Below are 15,466 nucleotides of genomic sequence, written 5' to 3' on the forward strand. Positions count from 1 at the left end.
GGGCCTCAGGCCCGTCGGCCGAGCAGCGCGAGCAGTCGGGTCTGCTGGTCGGCGTCCGGTGCGGTCTCCACGGGCGCGTCGAACAGTCCGCTCCGCGAGAGGTCCTTCGCGTACGGCCCGACCTCGCGGCGGGTGAAGTCGACCAGCCCGGCGGGCAGCCGATCGTCGGCGCCGATCGCCCGGGACAGGTCCCAGGCGTGCACCACCGCGTCGGCCACCATCTGCGCGCAGTAGGCGTCGGCGGCGGTGTTCCCGTACGAGAGGTTCACCGTCCTCTCCAGCGCGCCCGGCGCCTCGAACGCCCTGCGCGCCCCGGCCGCCGCCCGGTCCCACACGGCCACGGGGTCCTCGCCCAGCACATCGCCCGCGAAGGCGTCACCGACCTCGGCGACGGTGCGGCCCTCGGTGACGAGCGGCGGCACCCAGAGCTGTTCGGAGGTGAGATGGGCGACCAGGTCCCGGACGGTCCATTCGGTGCACGGAGTGGGCGAGGACCACTGGTCCTCGCGCACCGCGTGCACCCGGTCGGTGAAGAGCCGGAGCGCCTCGCCGTGGCGTTCGAGGAGTTCACTTGCGGAGACAGATGCCATGCGTCCACTCTTCCCGGCCCGGCGCCCGGGCGCGAGCCGCCCATATATCAAGACGCGTATCTCATACTTCGACACTCCGGCGTACGGTGACGGAACCGATCAACGCTTCGCGGCCCGCGGTCGCGGCCGCGTTCCGAGAAAGGATCCACACCCATGCCGAAGGAGACCGCCGTCTACACCCACGGCCACCACGAGTCGGTGCTGCGCTCGCACCGCTGGCGCACCGCCGCCAACTCCGCGGCCTATCTGCTCGACGAGCTCCGCTCCGGTCTGACCGTGCTGGACGTGGGTTGCGGCCCGGGCACGATCACCGCGGATCTGGCCGCGCTGGTGGCCCCCGGCCGGGTGACCGCCGTCGACACCACCGAGGAGATCCTGTCCCGGGCGGCCGAGGCCGCGGCCGAACGTGGCCTGGACAACGTCGAGTTCACCACTGCGGATGTGCACGCCCTGGATTTCCCCGACGACTCCTTCGACGTGGTCCACGCCCACCAGGTCCTCCAGCATGTGGGCGACCCGGTGCAGGCGCTGCGCGAGATGCGGCGCGTCTGCCGCCCCGGCGGCGTGGTCGCGGCCCGCGACAGCGACTACGCGGCGATGGCCTGGTACCCGCAGGTGCCCGGCCTGGACCACTGGCTGGACCTCTACCGCCGGGTGGCCCGCGCCAACGGCGGCGAGCCGGACGCGGGCCGCCGGCTGCTCTCCTGGGCCCGCCGGGCCGGTTTCACCGACATCACCCCGACCGCCGCCAGCTGGTGCTTCGCCACCCCGGAGAGCAGGGCCTGGTGGAGCGGCATGTGGGCGGACCGCACGGTCGGTTCGGCGTACGCGAGGATGGCCGTCGACGGCGGCCGTGCGAGCACCGGGGAACTGGCGGAGATCGCCACCGCATGGCGCGAGTGGGGCGCGGCGGACGACGCCTGGTTCATGGTCCCGCACGGCGAGGTGCTCTGCCGGGCCTGAGCACGCCGCCCCTCCCCCGAATCGATCACACTCCCATGTGCCGCCAACTACCCTTGTGCGCATGGACATTCTGGGAACCACGCTGCGTATCTGCGTCGACGACCTGGAGGCCGCGGTGGCCTTCTACGAGGACCTCACGGGCAGTTCGGCGCTCCGTTTCGAGCGCGGTGGGGTCTCGGTCGCCGCGATCAGCTGCTTTCTCCTGATGAGCGGCCCGGAGTCGGAGCTGGAGATCCTGCGCAAGGTGACGGCGACGATCGCGGTCAAGGACGTCGACGACGCACACGCCTCCCTCAGCCGGGTCGGCGCCCGGATCATCGCGGGTCCGGTGCCGACGCCGGTCGGCCGCAATCTGATCGCGGTGCACCCGGACGGTTCGGTCTTCGAGTACGTCGACCGGGCCCTGCCGTCCGGCCGGTGAGGGCCGGACGGCGTCGGTGCGGCCTCGTCAGCGCTCGGGGCGCATCCGGAAGTTGTACCGGTCGGGCAGCGGCTCGTCCGTGAGCCCGGCCCACACCTCGTCCAGGATCTGCGCGCCTTCGCGCAGGTCCTCGACCTCGAAGCCCTCGTCGAAGACGGCGCGGGCGGCGGCCCGGTCGTCCTCGGCGATCAGCAGCCGGGCCTCCAGCAGACGGAACCGGCCGCGCTGCCGGACCGCCGGAGGCAGGGCGGCCCATACGGACCGGGCCGCCGCGGGGCGCCCGGCCGCCAGCAGTGCCTCCACCGCCTCCCGGCCCAGCGCGGTCGCGGCCGCCGTCCAGTCCTCGTCCTCGTCGCGGCGGTCCGCGCACAGGTCGTCGAACGCCTCGCCGTAGAGGTCCGCGGCCCGGTCCCGCTGCCGGCCCTCCTCGGCGGCGACGGCGAGACACCGCAGCAGCGGCCAGCGCGACGGGGCGAGCACCAGTCCGCGCTCCCAGCTGCGGACCGCCTGGGCGCGGTCACCGGCATGCCACTGGGCGATGCCCAGGTGGTACTCGGTGAGGGGTTCGGCCGGAGCCGTCTCCAGCATGTCGCGCCAGTGCGGGGAGACCAGGGAGGGACCGGGCGGGACCACCGGGTGCGGCTCGGGGAAAGCGCCCTGGTCCAGCAACTCCAGCCAGGGCTGCTGCTGTTCACCCAGGGTGGCGTCGGCGAACGGGGTGCCGGGAAGCTCGTACTTGCCCCGTCTGACTTCCAGCGCTCCCCAGCCCGATCCGGTGGCGAGCGACTCGCCCGGTTCGGTGTCGGCGAAGGGGCGCCAGGCGGCGTACGCGGCCTCGACATCGGCCCGCGGCAACGCCTCGGCGAGCCGCTGCTCGGTCTCGGCGCGGGCCGCCGCCCAGTCCTCGCCGTGCACGGTGAGCGGGTCCGCGGACAGCGGCCCGTACGACTCCAGCCAGCTGAACTCGGCGCCCGGTTCGAGGGGGACGTGCTCCAGCTGGGTGCGGGCGAGCCCGGCCTGGATCTCGGCGTATCCGACGGTGCCGGGCTCGGTCAGCCACTCCTGCCAGCGCCGCCCGCCGGCGCCACTGCCCCAGAGGAACAGCTTCCGGCCGCGCAGCAGATCGGTCGACGTCTGGACGAGCCCGTGGCCGTCCTCGTCGAGCGAGGCTATCCAGCGGCGGGCGCCGTCGGGCACCTCGTAGAAGTAGTCGGCGGGGAATTCGCCGCGCAGCGGGTACGTCCGGTCGACGGAGCCGGACACCGGGACCGGAACCCGGGTCAGGGTCCGTTCGTACCCGAAGTGCCAGGCCTCGTCGGCGGGGGCGAGGACGCGGGTGCGTTCGCCTTCGGGGACGGCGATGTTGGACCACCAGTACACGGGCGCGGTGTGTTCGTGCGGATTGCGGATCCGTACGCCGACGTGCAGGAAGGCGGAGTCCTCCGGCAGCCACAGGTCGACCTGGAACGGCAGGTCGCGCAGCCGCTCCCACTCCCAGAGGCGGACCATCTCGCCGCCGTCGGGCGCGGGGACCAGGGCCGCGTGGAGCGGGGCGCAGGACAGCGTGGTGTGGCCCGTGGCGCCGATGTTCCATTCGATGCCGCCGGAGAACCAGGCGCCGTTGAGCGCGAAGTCGGCGGGCTGCAGGACGGGGTTGCGGTAGAGGAGTTCCCGGCCGGTCGGCTTGTGGTGGAGGGAGTGGATACGGCCGCCGAGTCCGGGCAGCACGGTGGCCCGCAGCCGGTCGTTCTCGATGACGATCGCGTCGAGTGCGGTGGGGGTGCGCTCGCGCCCGAAGCCGTCGAGGATGCGCGCCGGCAGCACGGTGGACAGTGGTTGAAAGCCGATCTGGCGTGCCATGTCACGTGGCAGTGCGGCCCGGTCACGTTCGTCGACCACATGCGTCTCGTCGAGCGGCCGCAGCGCGGGCAGCGGATTCTCCGGGCCCAGCGGCCCGGCGGGCAGAGTCAGTACGGTACGTCGCACGGTCGTGGCCAAGGCAACCTCGCTCCCTCGCGCGGGCCGCCACAGGTCCGGGCGCCCCCCGATGACCATGGAACACGTTCGACAACGCCCTGGCCAGGGGGCTTCGCCGTCAGACTTCGGCAAATACCCGGCGGAGGCGGTCCCCGGGGCCCGCCTCCCGATAATTCGGGTGCGCACCGCCCACGTCGCCGTAGCCTTGGTCCTCGACGGGGATCAGTGGCAGTGGCCGGTGCGGCATGCCCGAACGGAACGCGGAGCGGAACACGATGAGCACGCAGCACACCTACCGAGTGATCGTGCGTGGCACCTGGGACGGTCTGACGGACGAGGCCCGTGCCCGGCTGCTGTCCGAGGTGGACGATCACGGCCTGAGTGCGATGCAGTTCACCGAGGAGGGCTCGCTCACGTACGACCGCGTGCTCAAGCACTTCAGCTTCCGGTACGTGGTCGTCTGCGATGCCGAGGACGGCGAGGAGATGGCGGCCGCGATCGCCGAGGACCGGGCCGAGACCTACCTCGACGAGCACGGGTACGGGCATGGCGCACTGCGGTCCACGGTGACGGACATGGACACCATGAAGATCAATTACAAGGGGCGGCGCGGCTAGGGTCTTTCGCCGGATCGCCGTCGTCGCCCGGACGGCGGGCCACCAGGCGGTGCCGGACACGGCGCGGCCTGTCGCGGTGCGGCTGCCGCCGGAGCGGTATGCCGATCCCGGTGTCCGGAACCGTCCCCCCGATCGCGGTGATGCGGGCGGCGCGGGTGGTGGTGGAGCGGCGGTACGGCGTGGGGAACGGTGTTCCTGGGTCCAGGTGTTGAGGAATCCGCCCCCGTGGGTCCGGGCGTCCTCGCACAGGGACCGTGCGGCCGGTGTGATGGCGAGCACGGCCACCGGCCGGCCGGGCCATCACCCGCCCGGCCACCACGGGCCCGGCCGGCTCCCCGACACCGGCTCCGCGGCCGGCACGGCACTGATCGCCACCACCGCGGTCCTGCTCGGCGCCGGCGGTGCGCTCTTCCTCACCGCTCGCCGCCGACGCCGCTGACAACAACGGCACCACCCGCACAACGACGGGGCACCCGTGGCCGGTCACTGGTCGGCGCCACCGCGACGAGGGTGGTCCCCCGCCCGGGCGGCGAGCCGGACTCGCGGCCGAGGCGGACTCCCGTGGCGCCCATGGGACGTCCGGCCCGGAGCAGGCGTCCGGTGCTCCCGTCCGGCAGCGCTTCGCCCCGCCGGATGACCGACGGGGCGAAGCGGTGGGGCCGGGCCCCGGAGTTCGTGGACTACTGGCCGGCGGCCTTCTTCCGGCGGAGGAAGAACACGGCGCCGCCGCCGACCACGACGAGCGCCGCCGCGACACCGGCGATCACCGGCGTGGTGGAGGAGCTGCCGGTCTCGGCGAGGTCACCGCCGCCGGTGGAGGAGCCGGTGGTCGAGCCGGCCGGACCACCGGTGGCCGGGCCCTCGGTCGCGACCGGGGAGGGCGACTCGGAGGGGGCTACGGTCGGCTTGGTGCCCGGGGCAGCCGTCTTGCAGTCGAGGACACCCTTGAAGTTCTTCTCGAAGCCGTCGGGGCCGGTGACCGTGAAGTCGTAGGCCGCGTCCTCGGCGACGGGGACCGTCACGGTCTTGGTCTCACCGGCGGGGACGGTGTACTTCGTGCCCTTGAGGTCGAAGGTCCAGTCCTCGTCGCCCTCGTTGGTGGCGATCACGTTCACGCCGCCCTTCGCGCAGTCGTTGGCGATCGAGACGGCCGGGACCGCGCCCTTCTTCGCCCACGCGGCGGTGGCCTCGGCGGTGACCGACGAACGGCTGGAGCCGGCCAGGATCAGCGTCTGGCTGGGGCCGTCGGTGCTGACGAAGGCCCGCCCGAGAGGCACCTCGGTGCCGGCCCGGGCGATCAGGTCGGTGGAACCGTCGGCGGTGCCGGCGGGCACGTCCAGGAAGACCTGGGCGCCGTCGCCCGCGGATTCGACCGGCTTGCCGTCCTTGTCGACGATCCGGGCACCGGCCGGAGCGCCGGGGGCCAGGGAGAGGGTGGCGGCCGACGAGTTCGTGCCGATGGTGATCGGTCCGAGCTTGTCTCCGGACTTGCCCGCGACGGACGACGGGGAGAGGCTGAGGGAGGCCGCGGGCTCCTGCAGGGCTTCCGCCTTGTCGAGGAGGTACTCGGTGAGCAGCTTGGCGTCGGCATCGGCCGGGGTGGCCGTGACCTTGTCCGAGAAGTGCCAGATCGCTGCCTGCGTCGCCGCGGCGGCGTCGCTCTTGTCGAGGCCCTTGGCCCCCACCTTGCCGGCCAGGTCGTTCACGCCGACCTTCGGGTAGGAGTTCTCCAGGATCCAGAGGATCCTGCCCGCGTCGGCGTTGTTGTGCAGCGACGACTCGCCCCAGCCGACTTCCTTGTAGTCGTAGCCCTGCTTCGCCCCGGTCCGCAGGTCGATGCAGTAGGTCGAGAGCGTGCCGCCCTGCTGGACGCGCATCTCGAAGAGCCCCGCGCGGCCGACGGACCAGCGGCTGCCGTCCGTCTCCTTGATGTCGACCCGGCCGTAGTCGGTCATGCCACCGAGCTTCGCGGTCGCTCCCCCGGTGCCTCGGGTGTTCTCGTCCGCTGCCGCGGAACCGGCCGTGGCTATCGCACCTGTCACGACCAGGCCCGACGCCAGGGCCGTCGCGGCCAGGCGGGCAACGCGCCGCCGGAAGATAGAGATCATGGAATTCCCCTCTAGGGCAGGCCACTCCGCGTGGTCGATGCATGCGGAGGTGCCTGCGGAAGACTCAAAGGGCATATGGGCGCCCCGAGTACGCGAAATCCTAGAGACGGAAATCCTGTTACTTCCGGACCATATGACTCAGATAAGGATTCCGAGTCGGAATCGTGATCAAGAGGGAGGCGGGGCACGGACCGTGACAGAGTCTCGGCGGTCCTGCCCCTGCGCTCCTCTTCCCCTGTGGCCCGCGGGCCTCAGGTGCGTTTGAAGAACTCGACCTCCCCGACCGCGATCGGCCGCCCCTCGCCCTGGCCTGCCGCGGCCTTCAGCACCAGCTGGATGGACACGACGTCGCTGATGCCGGTCCGGACCGTCTGCCGGCCCGGCTTGTCGGTGAGCGTGACCGCCTTCTTCCGGACCTCGCCGTCCTCCGTGGTGATGACGAGTTCGGCCTTGGTGGGCCTGGCCCCCTGCCGGAATTCCTCGGGTTTCGTCGACACGCCGGTGTACACCACGACGCCGACCAGCCGGAACGGCTTCTCGAAGTCGCACGTGAGCGACGAGTCGAGCGTGGGTGCGCCCCAGTACCTGTTGGTCAGTCCGTCGATGGCCGCGGATGCCGGGTGGCCGGGGGCGTGTGCGCTCGCGGTGGCCTTGGCCGGGCTGATCTCCGCAGTACCGCCGAGTTTGTCCCGTACGTCCTCGAAGACGTAGCGCCCGGCCGGTATGAGCAGGAAGCCCGCGAACAGCAGCCCGACGATCACCAGGGCCAGCACGGTCCGCCGCAGTGCCCGGCCCGATCCGTTCCGCACCCGGCGGCGGAACGGCCACACCGTGCGCCACCAGGGCAGCGGTGCGGGCTGCTCCCTGGTCTGCAGGGGTGCGGCGCACCTGCGGCAGAACTTGCGTCCAGGCAGGTTCGGGGTGCCGCATGCCGGGCACGGCGGCCCGTCCGGCTCCTCGTCCGCAGCCACGGGCCGCACGACGGGCCGCCGGGCGATCGGCCGGGCCGGCTGCACCGCACCGACCGGCTCCTCAGCAGCCGGTGAATCCGGCCGTACGGGGGCCGGTTGCGCCGGTCGTTCCGGGCGTACGGGGGCGGGCTGGGGCGGTCGCGCGGGCGGCTGAGGTACCGGCGCGGGTGGCCGCGGCGGACGCGTGGGCGGCGGCGGTGCCGGTACGGGCGGGGCGGGCGGTGGCCCGGCGGGTGCCGGTGCCGGTGGCTCGGGGGGTGCGGCGGGCGGGGCTCCGGCCGAGGGCGGTGCGGGCTCCGGGGCAGTTCGGGTTCCGGGCTCGGACGGAGTGCCGGTCGCGGGCCCGGCTGCCGGGCGCGCCGGTGCTGACGGGCCCGCAGGACGCGTCGCGGGGGCAGCCGGTTCCGGTGCGGGAGCGGAGGGCTCGGTTGTGGTGCCGGCCGGCTCGGCTGCGGAACCGGAAGGTTCTGTCGCGGAACCGGCGGGTTCTGTCGCGGAACCGGCGGGTTCTGTTGTGGTGCCGGAAGGCTCCGTCGCCGGGGCGGCGGGTTCCGTCGTGGGAGCGGCGGGCTCCGTCGTGGGAGCGGCGGGCTCCGTCGTGGGAGCGGCGGGCTCCGTCGTGACGGGAGGGGTTCGCGGCGTCCGGGAGGACCAGCCCAGGTAGGAGCCGCAGTTCCCGCAGAAGTCGTCGTCCTCGCGGTTGGCGGAACCGCACGCCGGACACGAGCGCATCGCGTCAGTCTCCTGTCTCGTCCGGTGGGCCCGGCAGGATCTCCACCCGGCATGTGAGGTGTACAGGGCACGAGGCGGCGACGACGTCGCGGACGCGATCGGCGTCCACCGGTCCGCCGTGCGGTGCCCAGACCCGTACCAGCAGTTCCCCGGTCGGGGCCGGGGGCAGTTCGGCGCCCGGCCGGGACGACCACGCGGCGCCGCCGCCGTCCCGGATGTCGGCGTGCACGCCGAAACAGAGCCGTAGTTGTTCGACCAGGCCGCGGCGGGTGCCGCGCCACCGGTGCAGCTCGACGGCGCGGGCGATGACGGCCCGTCGCAGCTCCTCGGGCCACGCCGGATCGACCTCGGCGGCCACCCAGGACGACAGCCACGGCAGGAAGTCGGCCGGGGCCAGCGACGGGTCGAAGTAGGCGGGAAGGTTGTCCAGCGTGGACAGGACCGGCGCCAGGACGGTGTCCAGGCCCGCCGTGAACCGCTGGGCCAGGTCGTCGTCCGCGTACAACGCCGGCAGCAGCCCGCCGATCGGATAGCGGCTGGCCAGCCCGGGTACGGCAGCTCTGGTCATGAGCCGTCACCGGCCGTGCTCGCGGTGACCTCGACCTGGTGCTGGTGCGAGAAGACCAGGGCGCCGGGGGCGACATCGATCCGGTCGACCGCCGCCCCGCGCCGGCCGGTGATCGGGTCCGCGGGGAACAGCCGCACCTCCTCCACCAGGCCCACCCCCCGCACGCCCTGGAGCACGGCGAAGATCTCGCCGTACTGCACCGGCCTGCCGAACGGCCACCCGGTCCCGTCCGCCCCGCCCCGCAGCGGGTCGATGTGGTCGAACAGCGCCGCGATCGCGTCAGCGCGGACCCGGTCCACGTCACCACCGTTCGTCACCAGCCTGGCGACCACGGTGACGCCCTGATACGCAGGCGGTTCCACCAGCAGCCGGGTGCCGACCAGGCGCCGTTCGTCGAGCCGCGCCATGACCGTCGAGAGCACCGAGTCCGACGGGATCAGCTGCTCGAACCGGAGTTGGCCGCCCTCGTCGATGACCGCGTCCGGCACGACCAGGACCCGTACCGCACCGGCCTCCCCCGCGACGGCGGGCACGCAGCGGACCCGGCGCAGGGAGGGTGCGGCCTCTCGGGCGATGGACTCGTAGTCCCCGGCCGTGACCGCGCGTTCCTGGATCCGCAGGAGGTTGGGCGCCCGGACCTTCGCGTTCTCCACGGTCTCACCGTCGACCCCGCCGCCGGCCGCCTCGCGGTTGTCCACGCCCGCCACGTACGGCACCGAGCTGCGCAGTACGTTGATGGCGCCGCGGGCGACGTTCCCGGCCGCCCCACCGCCCGTGCGGTAGCGGGGGATCCGCAGTTGGGCGCCCTTCTCGGGCACCGCACCGTAGGCGCGCATCGTGCCGTCCGGTTCGCGTACCTCGGGCGGGAAGGCGAACTCGCCGGAGACCGCGTCGATCCGCACGTGCCGGTCGTGCGGGGCGGAGGCGCCGAAGTGTTCCACGGCGGTCCAGACCTGCCAGCCCTCCCCGGACGACACCTGGACGACCGGCGGCTCCCCGTCCAGCAGCAGCGGCGCCCGGCTCACCGAGAACCGCTGCCCGGCGACGCCCTCGGAGACACCGAGCGGCACGTCGAGGACGGTCTCCGCGTGTTCGACGTCCGCCGTGCCGCCGACGGTGAAGACCTCCGCCTCCCTGATCGTCGGCGACTCCGAGTAGAACGGCTGGCCCGGCTCCGGTGCGGTGACCCGGCAGCGCAGCCAGCCCGCCCGAATTCCCGCGGTCACCGAGGGAGTGTGTCCGGCGGGGACGAACACAATGACCTCACCGGGCCTGTTCAGCCCGCCGGTGCTGTCGGTGCCGGTCCGGCAGGTGACCCAGCGGGCACCGTCCCACGCCTCCCAGACCAGCGGCGGCTGCCTCGGGTCGACGCCGACGCCCTCCACCCGGCTGTCCAGCCGGACGGCGACGATGCACCGGGGCACGGCGGTGGGCAGTCCGAACAGCAGGGCGTCGCCGGGTTCCGGCCTGGACTGGAAGCACGGGATGTCCTTGCCCGCGCCGAGCGGTGCGGTGCGGTCGGTCTGATCGCCCGACACCGGCGCGGTGACCAGCCGGATCAGCGAACTCGGCACGATCGGCAGCTCCTCGGAGGTGGAGAACACCACCGCCTCCTCGGTCTCGCCGCGTGAGGTGGCGACCTCGGTGCCCGCCGGGAGCCGCACGGTCTCCGGCTGCGGCGCGGAGAGCCAGAAGTCGACCTCGGCCCGCGCCACCGTCGGCGGGAACAGGGTGACGCCCAGAAGATCGAGGAAGGCCGAGTAGTTCTTGTCCGGTACCCGGTTCAGCCGGTAGAGCAGCTGGTCGACCATGTACGCGAACGTCTCGATGAGCGTGACCCCGGGGTCCGACACGTTGTGGTCGGTCCACTCGGGTGAGCGCTGCTGGACGTACCGCTTGGCCTCGTCGACGAGTTGCTGGAAGCGCCGGTCGTCCAGATTGGGTGAGGGCAGGGCCATCAGCGCACTCCCGATTCTTCGGAGCCCTCGGAGGACGGAATGGTGTAGAAGGGGAAGACCAGGTTGCGCAGGTCGTTGGTGGCCCGCACGGTGTAGTGCACGTCGATGTACAAGGTGCCCTCCTCGATGGCGTCGAAGGCGATCACCACGTCGGTCACCTCGATGCGCGGCTCCCACCGCTCCAGCGAGGTGCGGACCTCGTGCGCGATGCGTCCTGCGGTGGCTCCGTCACCGGGTGCGAAGACGTAGTCGTGGATGCCGCAGCCGAACTCCGGACGCATCGGCCGCTCGCCCGGCGCCGTGCCGAGCACCAGCCCGATGGCCTCCTCGATCTCCCGGTCCCGCTCGACCATGCCGATGCCGCCGGTGGCGCCGACCCGCAGCGGGAAGCCCCAGCCGCGCCCGATGAACCCGCTGCCACTCACATCGGGCCCCCGATCAGTACGTTCAGCGCGCCGCTGATGATGGGCGCGCCGCAGCTGGTGTTGTCCCGCATCCGGGCGGCGGGCAGTCCGCCGATCAGGACCTGACCGGTGACCGCGGCGGCCGGGTTGGGCATGATCACGTTCCCCGGCCCGAGCGCGGCGTGCGGGGGGACGACGCACACGTGCAGGCTCCCGGTGACGGCCGCGGGCCGACCACCGATCAGCACGGTGGCGACGGCAACCGCGCCGGGGGGCGGGGTGCCGATGAGGCCGCCGTGGGCGGTGCTGTCGCCCGTGCGAGCTGCGGGGGGCATGGTCGCTTCTCCTTGCTGTGATGGGACTTCGCTGTGCGAGGGACTTCGGTGCGAAGGAGCTCGTTGTGAAACGGGCTTCGTCGCGAAAGGGGGCCTCTGTCGCCGTGGAGCGGCATGGGCCCGGGAGCGGGCTTCAGTTGATCCGGATGAGCTTGGCCTTGAGCACCGCGAGCAGTCCGCCGTCCACCGTGACTCCCGTCTTGCCGTTGATGGTCACCGAGCGTCCCTTCACGTTGACGTCCCCCGTACCGGCGTCGAGGGTGATCCCGGACGAGGAGAGGGTCACGGAACTCAACGCGCGGGTGCCGCCGCGGGCGAACACCGTCAGGGCGATCTCGCCCCGCCGCTCGTCCAGTGTGATGTCGAGCCGCTTGTCACCGGTGGCCAGCCGGACGCCGGACGGTCCGCGCGGGGCGTCCAGCAGTTCCAGCCGGTTGCCCGAACGGGACACCAGAGAACGGCGGTTGACCTTGCCGCTGGTCGGATCGACCAGCGGCACGTCGTGCGGCGAGGGCTTGTCCACCCCGTTGTAGAGACCGCCCAGCACATAGGGGCTGTCCAGCATCCCCTGCTCGAACCCGACCAGCACCTCGTCGTTGACCTCGGGGCTGAACACCCCGCCGCCGCCCTGCCCGCCCCACTGCACCGTGCGGACCCAGTCGGTCACATAGGTGTCGTCGAGCCAGGGGAACTTGAGCTTGACCCAGCCCCGTTCGGTCTTGCCCTCGCGGATGTCGGTGACCACACCGATCGCGAGGCCGGGCATCCGCGGGCCGCGCGAGGGCGCGTTGGAGCCGCTGGTCAGTCCCGCCAGCGAACGGTCGGGCGCCGCGCTCACCAGCACGGTGGTGCGGTAGCCACCGTTCGGTTCGAGCACGTGGTGTGCCGCGGTCGCCGTGTAGCGCCCGGCGAACGCGGGTCCGACGTTTCCGAGGGCCACCGGCAGGCCCGCCCTCAGCTGGGGGTTGCCCTCGGCGACCGCCTCGATCTCGCCGAATCCGGAGCTCACCGAGGCGGCCACCGATCCTGCCACGGCCCTGGCCTCGGCCTGGGTCCGGTACGGGGTGTCGGTGACGGTCATCCGGGCGTTCGGACCGAATGCCCCGGCGGCCAGCGACGGGCTCATCCCCGGGGACACGGTGTCGCTGCGGATGGACTGTTCGCGGGCCACCAGCCGGGTCTTGGTGTCGACGTTCCAGCCGCGCACCTCCACACTGTCCGCGCCGTCCGCACCGGTCAGCACGGCCCGCAGGGCCAGCAGGTTGCGCCCGTACTCCAGAACCATCGGGTGGCGGGTGGCGGAGGTGGCGGGCGAGGGCGCGGATGAGGCGGGCTTCGGCTTGACGAACTGCAACAGGCCCTTGTCGTCCACCCGTACGTGCGCGCCGCTCTCGCCCGCGAGGTACTGGAGGAACTCCCAGTCCGAGACGTTGGGCTGGGTCAGCTGCTTGTACGTGATGGGCGCAGCCTCGATCTTTCCGCAGGCCAGCCCGGCACCAGTGGCGACCTTGCGGACGATGTCCGCGGTCTTCATGTTGCGGAAGGCCACCACCTTCCGGCCGCGCTGGAGCCGGTGGGCCTTGGAGAAGGCGCGCACCACGGTGAACGAACCGGTGGTGTCGCTGTCCAGCTCGACCGCCGTGACCTCACCGGTGAACAGCCGCTCGCGCACCCGCTCCTGCACGGTGACCACGGAGATCTTCAGCGGGGTGCCGATGGTGATTCCGGTGGCGGTGAGCAGCTTGTGATCGGGGTCGCGGTACGTCAGCACGGCGGCGTCGGGCAGGCCGACGTTCTCGTCCACCACACAGCTCACCAGCTGGGCCACCCAGGCCGCCGGCAGCTCGCCGGGGGCCTCGACGATCGGATCCGCGGCGAAGGAACGGCCGGCGGCGGTCACCGGTCGGCCTCCGAAGCACGGTCTTCCAGTCCGGGCACGACCAGCTCCCTGCCGGGTGTCAACTGCATCGGGTCGTCCACGTCGTTGGCCTCCGCGATGGTGCGCCACGCGGTGGCGTCGCCGTACTCCCGCCAGGCGAGCAGCGGCAGGCTGTCCCCGGCCACCACCCGGTGGGTACGGCGCGCCTCGCGCGAGCCCGACGTGGGGTTCTGGCCGGCCGGGTCGACGCTCGCCTCCTCGATCGAGAGCGAGCAGGTGGCACGCAGCGGCTTCCCGTCGACGTCGAACAGTGTGTACGAGACGGAGAGGTTGGACATCACACCGTCGAACGAGGTCGTCTTCGACGTGCCCCAGTCGAAGCGGACCCAGGGGCTGGCGGGTGTCTTGCGGGCCAGGCTGCTCGGGGTGGGCACACAGGCCGTCATGAGTTGTTCCACCGCCTTCTCCACCGAGTTGTCGTGGGTGGCGGTGGCGTCCAGGAAGACCTCCAGGGACAACGACCGGGGCCCGCTGCCCACGAATTCGGGCAGTGCGGACTGCCCGGCCATCCGGGACGGTGTGCGCCGCCACTCGGTGCTCTTGCTCAGCGACAGCTTCGCGGGGTTGAACTGCAACGTGATCCGGGCGAGGCTCCCGCCGGGCTTGGCGCCGACGGTCGCCGGCGGTTCCATGATGGTCAGCTGGGCGCGAGCACGGCTCGTACGGACAGCGGGTGACATTGCGTTCCTCCTTCCCGGTCTTCTCCGGTATCTGTGCCGGTCACGGCATATGACGACACGTCAGGACGCTTCCAGGCCCTCGTGTGCGATCTCCAGCGTCTCGATCGCCGCCTGGGAGTTGGCGGGGTCGAAGGACGGTCCCTGCCAGCGGACCGGCACGATGCCCTGCACCTGCCAGCTGATGATGCGGCTGAGGTCGGGGCGGAGCGCGACGATCTCGCCGTCCTTTGGCTCGACCCGCTGGATCGTCTCGTTCAGCCATCGCGCGATCTTGATCGTGTCGGCGGTGACGGGGCGGGTCAATGTGATGTTGGTCCAGGTGATCCGCCCCGGCAGCTGCCAGGTGAACCCGTTGTTGCCGCCCTCGGCGTACTGCTCCATCTCCACCTCGGCGCCCAGACCCGAGCAGGTGTGGAAGGCCCCCAGGTCGCTGCCTCCGATGACGAGCTTGAAGAACACACTCGTCGCGAAGATGTTGTCCGTCATGTGCTTCTCTTCTTCTCTGCTGTTGCCACGTACGTTGCGGAAGGGGCGGACCGTTGTCAGTGGCGGCCGTCGTACAGCCGTCCGGTACGTTCCCGCCCTCTGCGCAGGTCCGCACGGATCAGCCGGCTCACCGGATCGATCAGGCGGCGGGCCAGCTCCTCGATGTCCGCCCCGGTGACCCGGTTCGCGGCCGCCGGGTCGCCGGTGGCCGGCGCGTGCGGTCCGGCCGGGACGGTTCTGCCCGGCGGATCGGAGCGCTGCACGGGGACCGCCCGCACCGGAACTCCGGTGATCCCGGCGTCTGCCGCCGCCCGCTGAAGCGCCTCGGCCGTGGCGCCCGGGGCGCGGGCTCCGGCAGTCGGAGCGGGATTCGGTGCCGCGGTCCGGACGGGAACCGGTGCGCGTTGTGGAGCCCGCACCGCGAGGGTCGGTGGTCCGGAGGGTGCGGACCCGGCGGACTCGGGAACGGGTACGGCGGTCGCGGGGGTGGCGGATTCGGGCACCACCGGGAACGACATCCGCTGCACGGGCGCGGCGGCCATGCCCGGCCGGTCCGTCGCGGGCGGATGCGGACGCACCACCGGGACGGGTCGGGCGACGGATCGCACGGGCGGAGTTCCGGGAACGGCAGGTGCGGGGCGCGGCGCCGGGGTTGGCGTTGTGGGGCGGTGGGCGGGGGGTGGTGTTGCGGGGCGGTGGGCGGGGTGTGACTGTGCG

At 72.4% G+C, this 15,466-nt stretch carries 16 protein-coding genes and 1 pseudogene; 4 read left to right on the top strand and 13 right to left on the bottom strand.

What is annotated here, in order from left to right; genetic code table 11:
* Positions 1–5: 5 nt before the first annotated feature.
* Positions 6–590 carry a TIGR03086 family metal-binding protein gene (locus tag ACFVH0_RS03150; RefSeq protein WP_385817725.1) on the bottom strand — a complete coding sequence of 195 codons (585 nt, stop codon included), beginning with the start codon at positions 588–590 and terminating at the stop codon, positions 6–8.
* 153 nt (positions 591–743) lie between these two features.
* On the opposite strand from ACFVH0_RS03150, the gene ACFVH0_RS03155 reads away from it, so the two are divergent.
* Positions 744–1,553 (top strand): methyltransferase domain-containing protein, encoded by an 810-nt coding sequence (locus tag ACFVH0_RS03155; protein ID WP_385817726.1) that lies wholly within the window; start codon positions 744–746, stop codon positions 1,551–1,553.
* A 61-nt stretch (positions 1,554–1,614) separates the two neighbouring features.
* Complete coding sequence (locus ACFVH0_RS03160) at positions 1,615–1,974, top strand: VOC family protein (protein ID WP_385817727.1); 360 nt, start codon at positions 1,615–1,617, stop codon at positions 1,972–1,974.
* 27 nt (positions 1,975–2,001) lie between these two features.
* Here ACFVH0_RS03160 and ACFVH0_RS03165 read toward each other — a convergent pair whose 3' ends face one another.
* On the bottom strand, positions 2,002–3,972 hold the full coding sequence (locus ACFVH0_RS03165) for a DUF5107 domain-containing protein (RefSeq protein WP_385817728.1): 1,971 nt from the start codon (positions 3,970–3,972) through the stop codon (positions 2,002–2,004).
* Positions 3,973–4,226: 254 nt separating this feature from the next.
* On the opposite strand from ACFVH0_RS03165, the gene ACFVH0_RS03170 reads away from it, so the two are divergent.
* Positions 4,227–4,568: a DUF6204 family protein gene (locus ACFVH0_RS03170; protein WP_385817729.1), complete on the top strand. Its 342-nt coding sequence runs from the start codon at positions 4,227–4,229 to the stop codon at positions 4,566–4,568.
* A 268-nt stretch (positions 4,569–4,836) separates the two neighbouring features.
* The gene (locus ACFVH0_RS03175; protein WP_385817730.1) at positions 4,837–5,007 is read left to right on the top strand and encodes an LPXTG cell wall anchor domain-containing protein; all 171 of its coding nucleotides are present in this window, start codon (positions 4,837–4,839) and stop codon (positions 5,005–5,007) included.
* 241 nt (positions 5,008–5,248) lie between these two features.
* Here ACFVH0_RS03175 and ACFVH0_RS03180 read toward each other — a convergent pair whose 3' ends face one another.
* The 11 genes and pseudogenes from ACFVH0_RS03180 to ACFVH0_RS03230 all read right to left on the bottom strand — a co-directional run bounded on the left by ACFVH0_RS03180 (position 5,249) and on the right by ACFVH0_RS03230 (position 15,291).
* Positions 5,249–6,676 carry a Cys-Gln thioester bond-forming surface protein gene (locus ACFVH0_RS03180; protein ID WP_385817731.1) on the bottom strand — a complete coding sequence of 476 codons (1,428 nt, stop codon included), beginning with the start codon at positions 6,674–6,676 and terminating at the stop codon, positions 5,249–5,251.
* A 251-nt stretch (positions 6,677–6,927) separates the two neighbouring features.
* Positions 6,928–7,647, bottom strand: a complete 720-nt coding sequence (locus ACFVH0_RS03185) for an NADase-type glycan-binding domain-containing protein (protein WP_385817799.1) — start codon at positions 7,645–7,647, stop codon at positions 6,928–6,930.
* Positions 7,648–8,316: 669 nt separating this feature from the next.
* Positions 8,317–8,379, bottom strand: a pseudogene (locus ACFVH0_RS03190) (zinc ribbon domain-containing protein); the annotation flags it as partial.
* A gap of 4 nt (positions 8,380–8,383) precedes the next feature.
* Positions 8,384–8,947, bottom strand: a complete 564-nt coding sequence (locus ACFVH0_RS03195) for a phage tail protein I (protein WP_385817732.1) — start codon at positions 8,945–8,947, stop codon at positions 8,384–8,386.
* The gene (locus ACFVH0_RS03200) at positions 8,944–10,905 is read right to left on the bottom strand and encodes a putative baseplate assembly protein (protein ID WP_385817733.1); all 1,962 of its coding nucleotides are present in this window, start codon (positions 10,903–10,905) and stop codon (positions 8,944–8,946) included. Before ACFVH0_RS03200 ends, ACFVH0_RS03195 begins: the two co-directional genes overlap by 4 nt.
* Complete coding sequence (locus ACFVH0_RS03205) at positions 10,905–11,330, bottom strand: GPW/gp25 family protein (RefSeq protein WP_344510880.1); 426 nt, start codon at positions 11,328–11,330, stop codon at positions 10,905–10,907. The genes ACFVH0_RS03200 and ACFVH0_RS03205 overlap by 1 nt, the downstream gene beginning before the upstream one ends.
* Positions 11,327–11,644 carry a PAAR domain-containing protein gene (locus tag ACFVH0_RS03210; protein ID WP_329816656.1) on the bottom strand — a complete coding sequence of 106 codons (318 nt, stop codon included), beginning with the start codon at positions 11,642–11,644 and terminating at the stop codon, positions 11,327–11,329. The genes ACFVH0_RS03205 and ACFVH0_RS03210 overlap by 4 nt, the downstream gene beginning before the upstream one ends.
* A gap of 133 nt (positions 11,645–11,777) precedes the next feature.
* The gene (locus tag ACFVH0_RS03215) at positions 11,778–13,544 is read right to left on the bottom strand and encodes a VgrG-related protein (protein ID WP_385817734.1); all 1,767 of its coding nucleotides are present in this window, start codon (positions 13,542–13,544) and stop codon (positions 11,778–11,780) included.
* Entirely contained in the window at positions 13,541–14,263 is a 723-nt protein-coding gene (locus ACFVH0_RS03220) for a LysM peptidoglycan-binding domain-containing protein (RefSeq protein WP_124720825.1), read from the bottom strand. Before ACFVH0_RS03220 ends, ACFVH0_RS03215 begins: the two co-directional genes overlap by 4 nt.
* Before the next feature lie 60 nt (positions 14,264–14,323).
* Positions 14,324–14,749 carry a phage tail protein gene (locus tag ACFVH0_RS03225; RefSeq protein ID WP_385817735.1) on the bottom strand — a complete coding sequence of 142 codons (426 nt, stop codon included), beginning with the start codon at positions 14,747–14,749 and terminating at the stop codon, positions 14,324–14,326.
* A gap of 56 nt (positions 14,750–14,805) precedes the next feature.
* Positions 14,806–15,291 (bottom strand): hypothetical protein, encoded by a 486-nt coding sequence (locus tag ACFVH0_RS03230; protein ID WP_385817736.1) that lies wholly within the window; start codon positions 15,289–15,291, stop codon positions 14,806–14,808.
* Positions 15,292–15,466: the final 175 nt, after the last annotated feature.

This window comes from Streptomyces sp. NPDC127117 (assembly GCF_042677325.1).
Classification (GTDB): domain Bacteria; phylum Actinomycetota; class Actinomycetes; order Streptomycetales; family Streptomycetaceae; genus Streptomyces.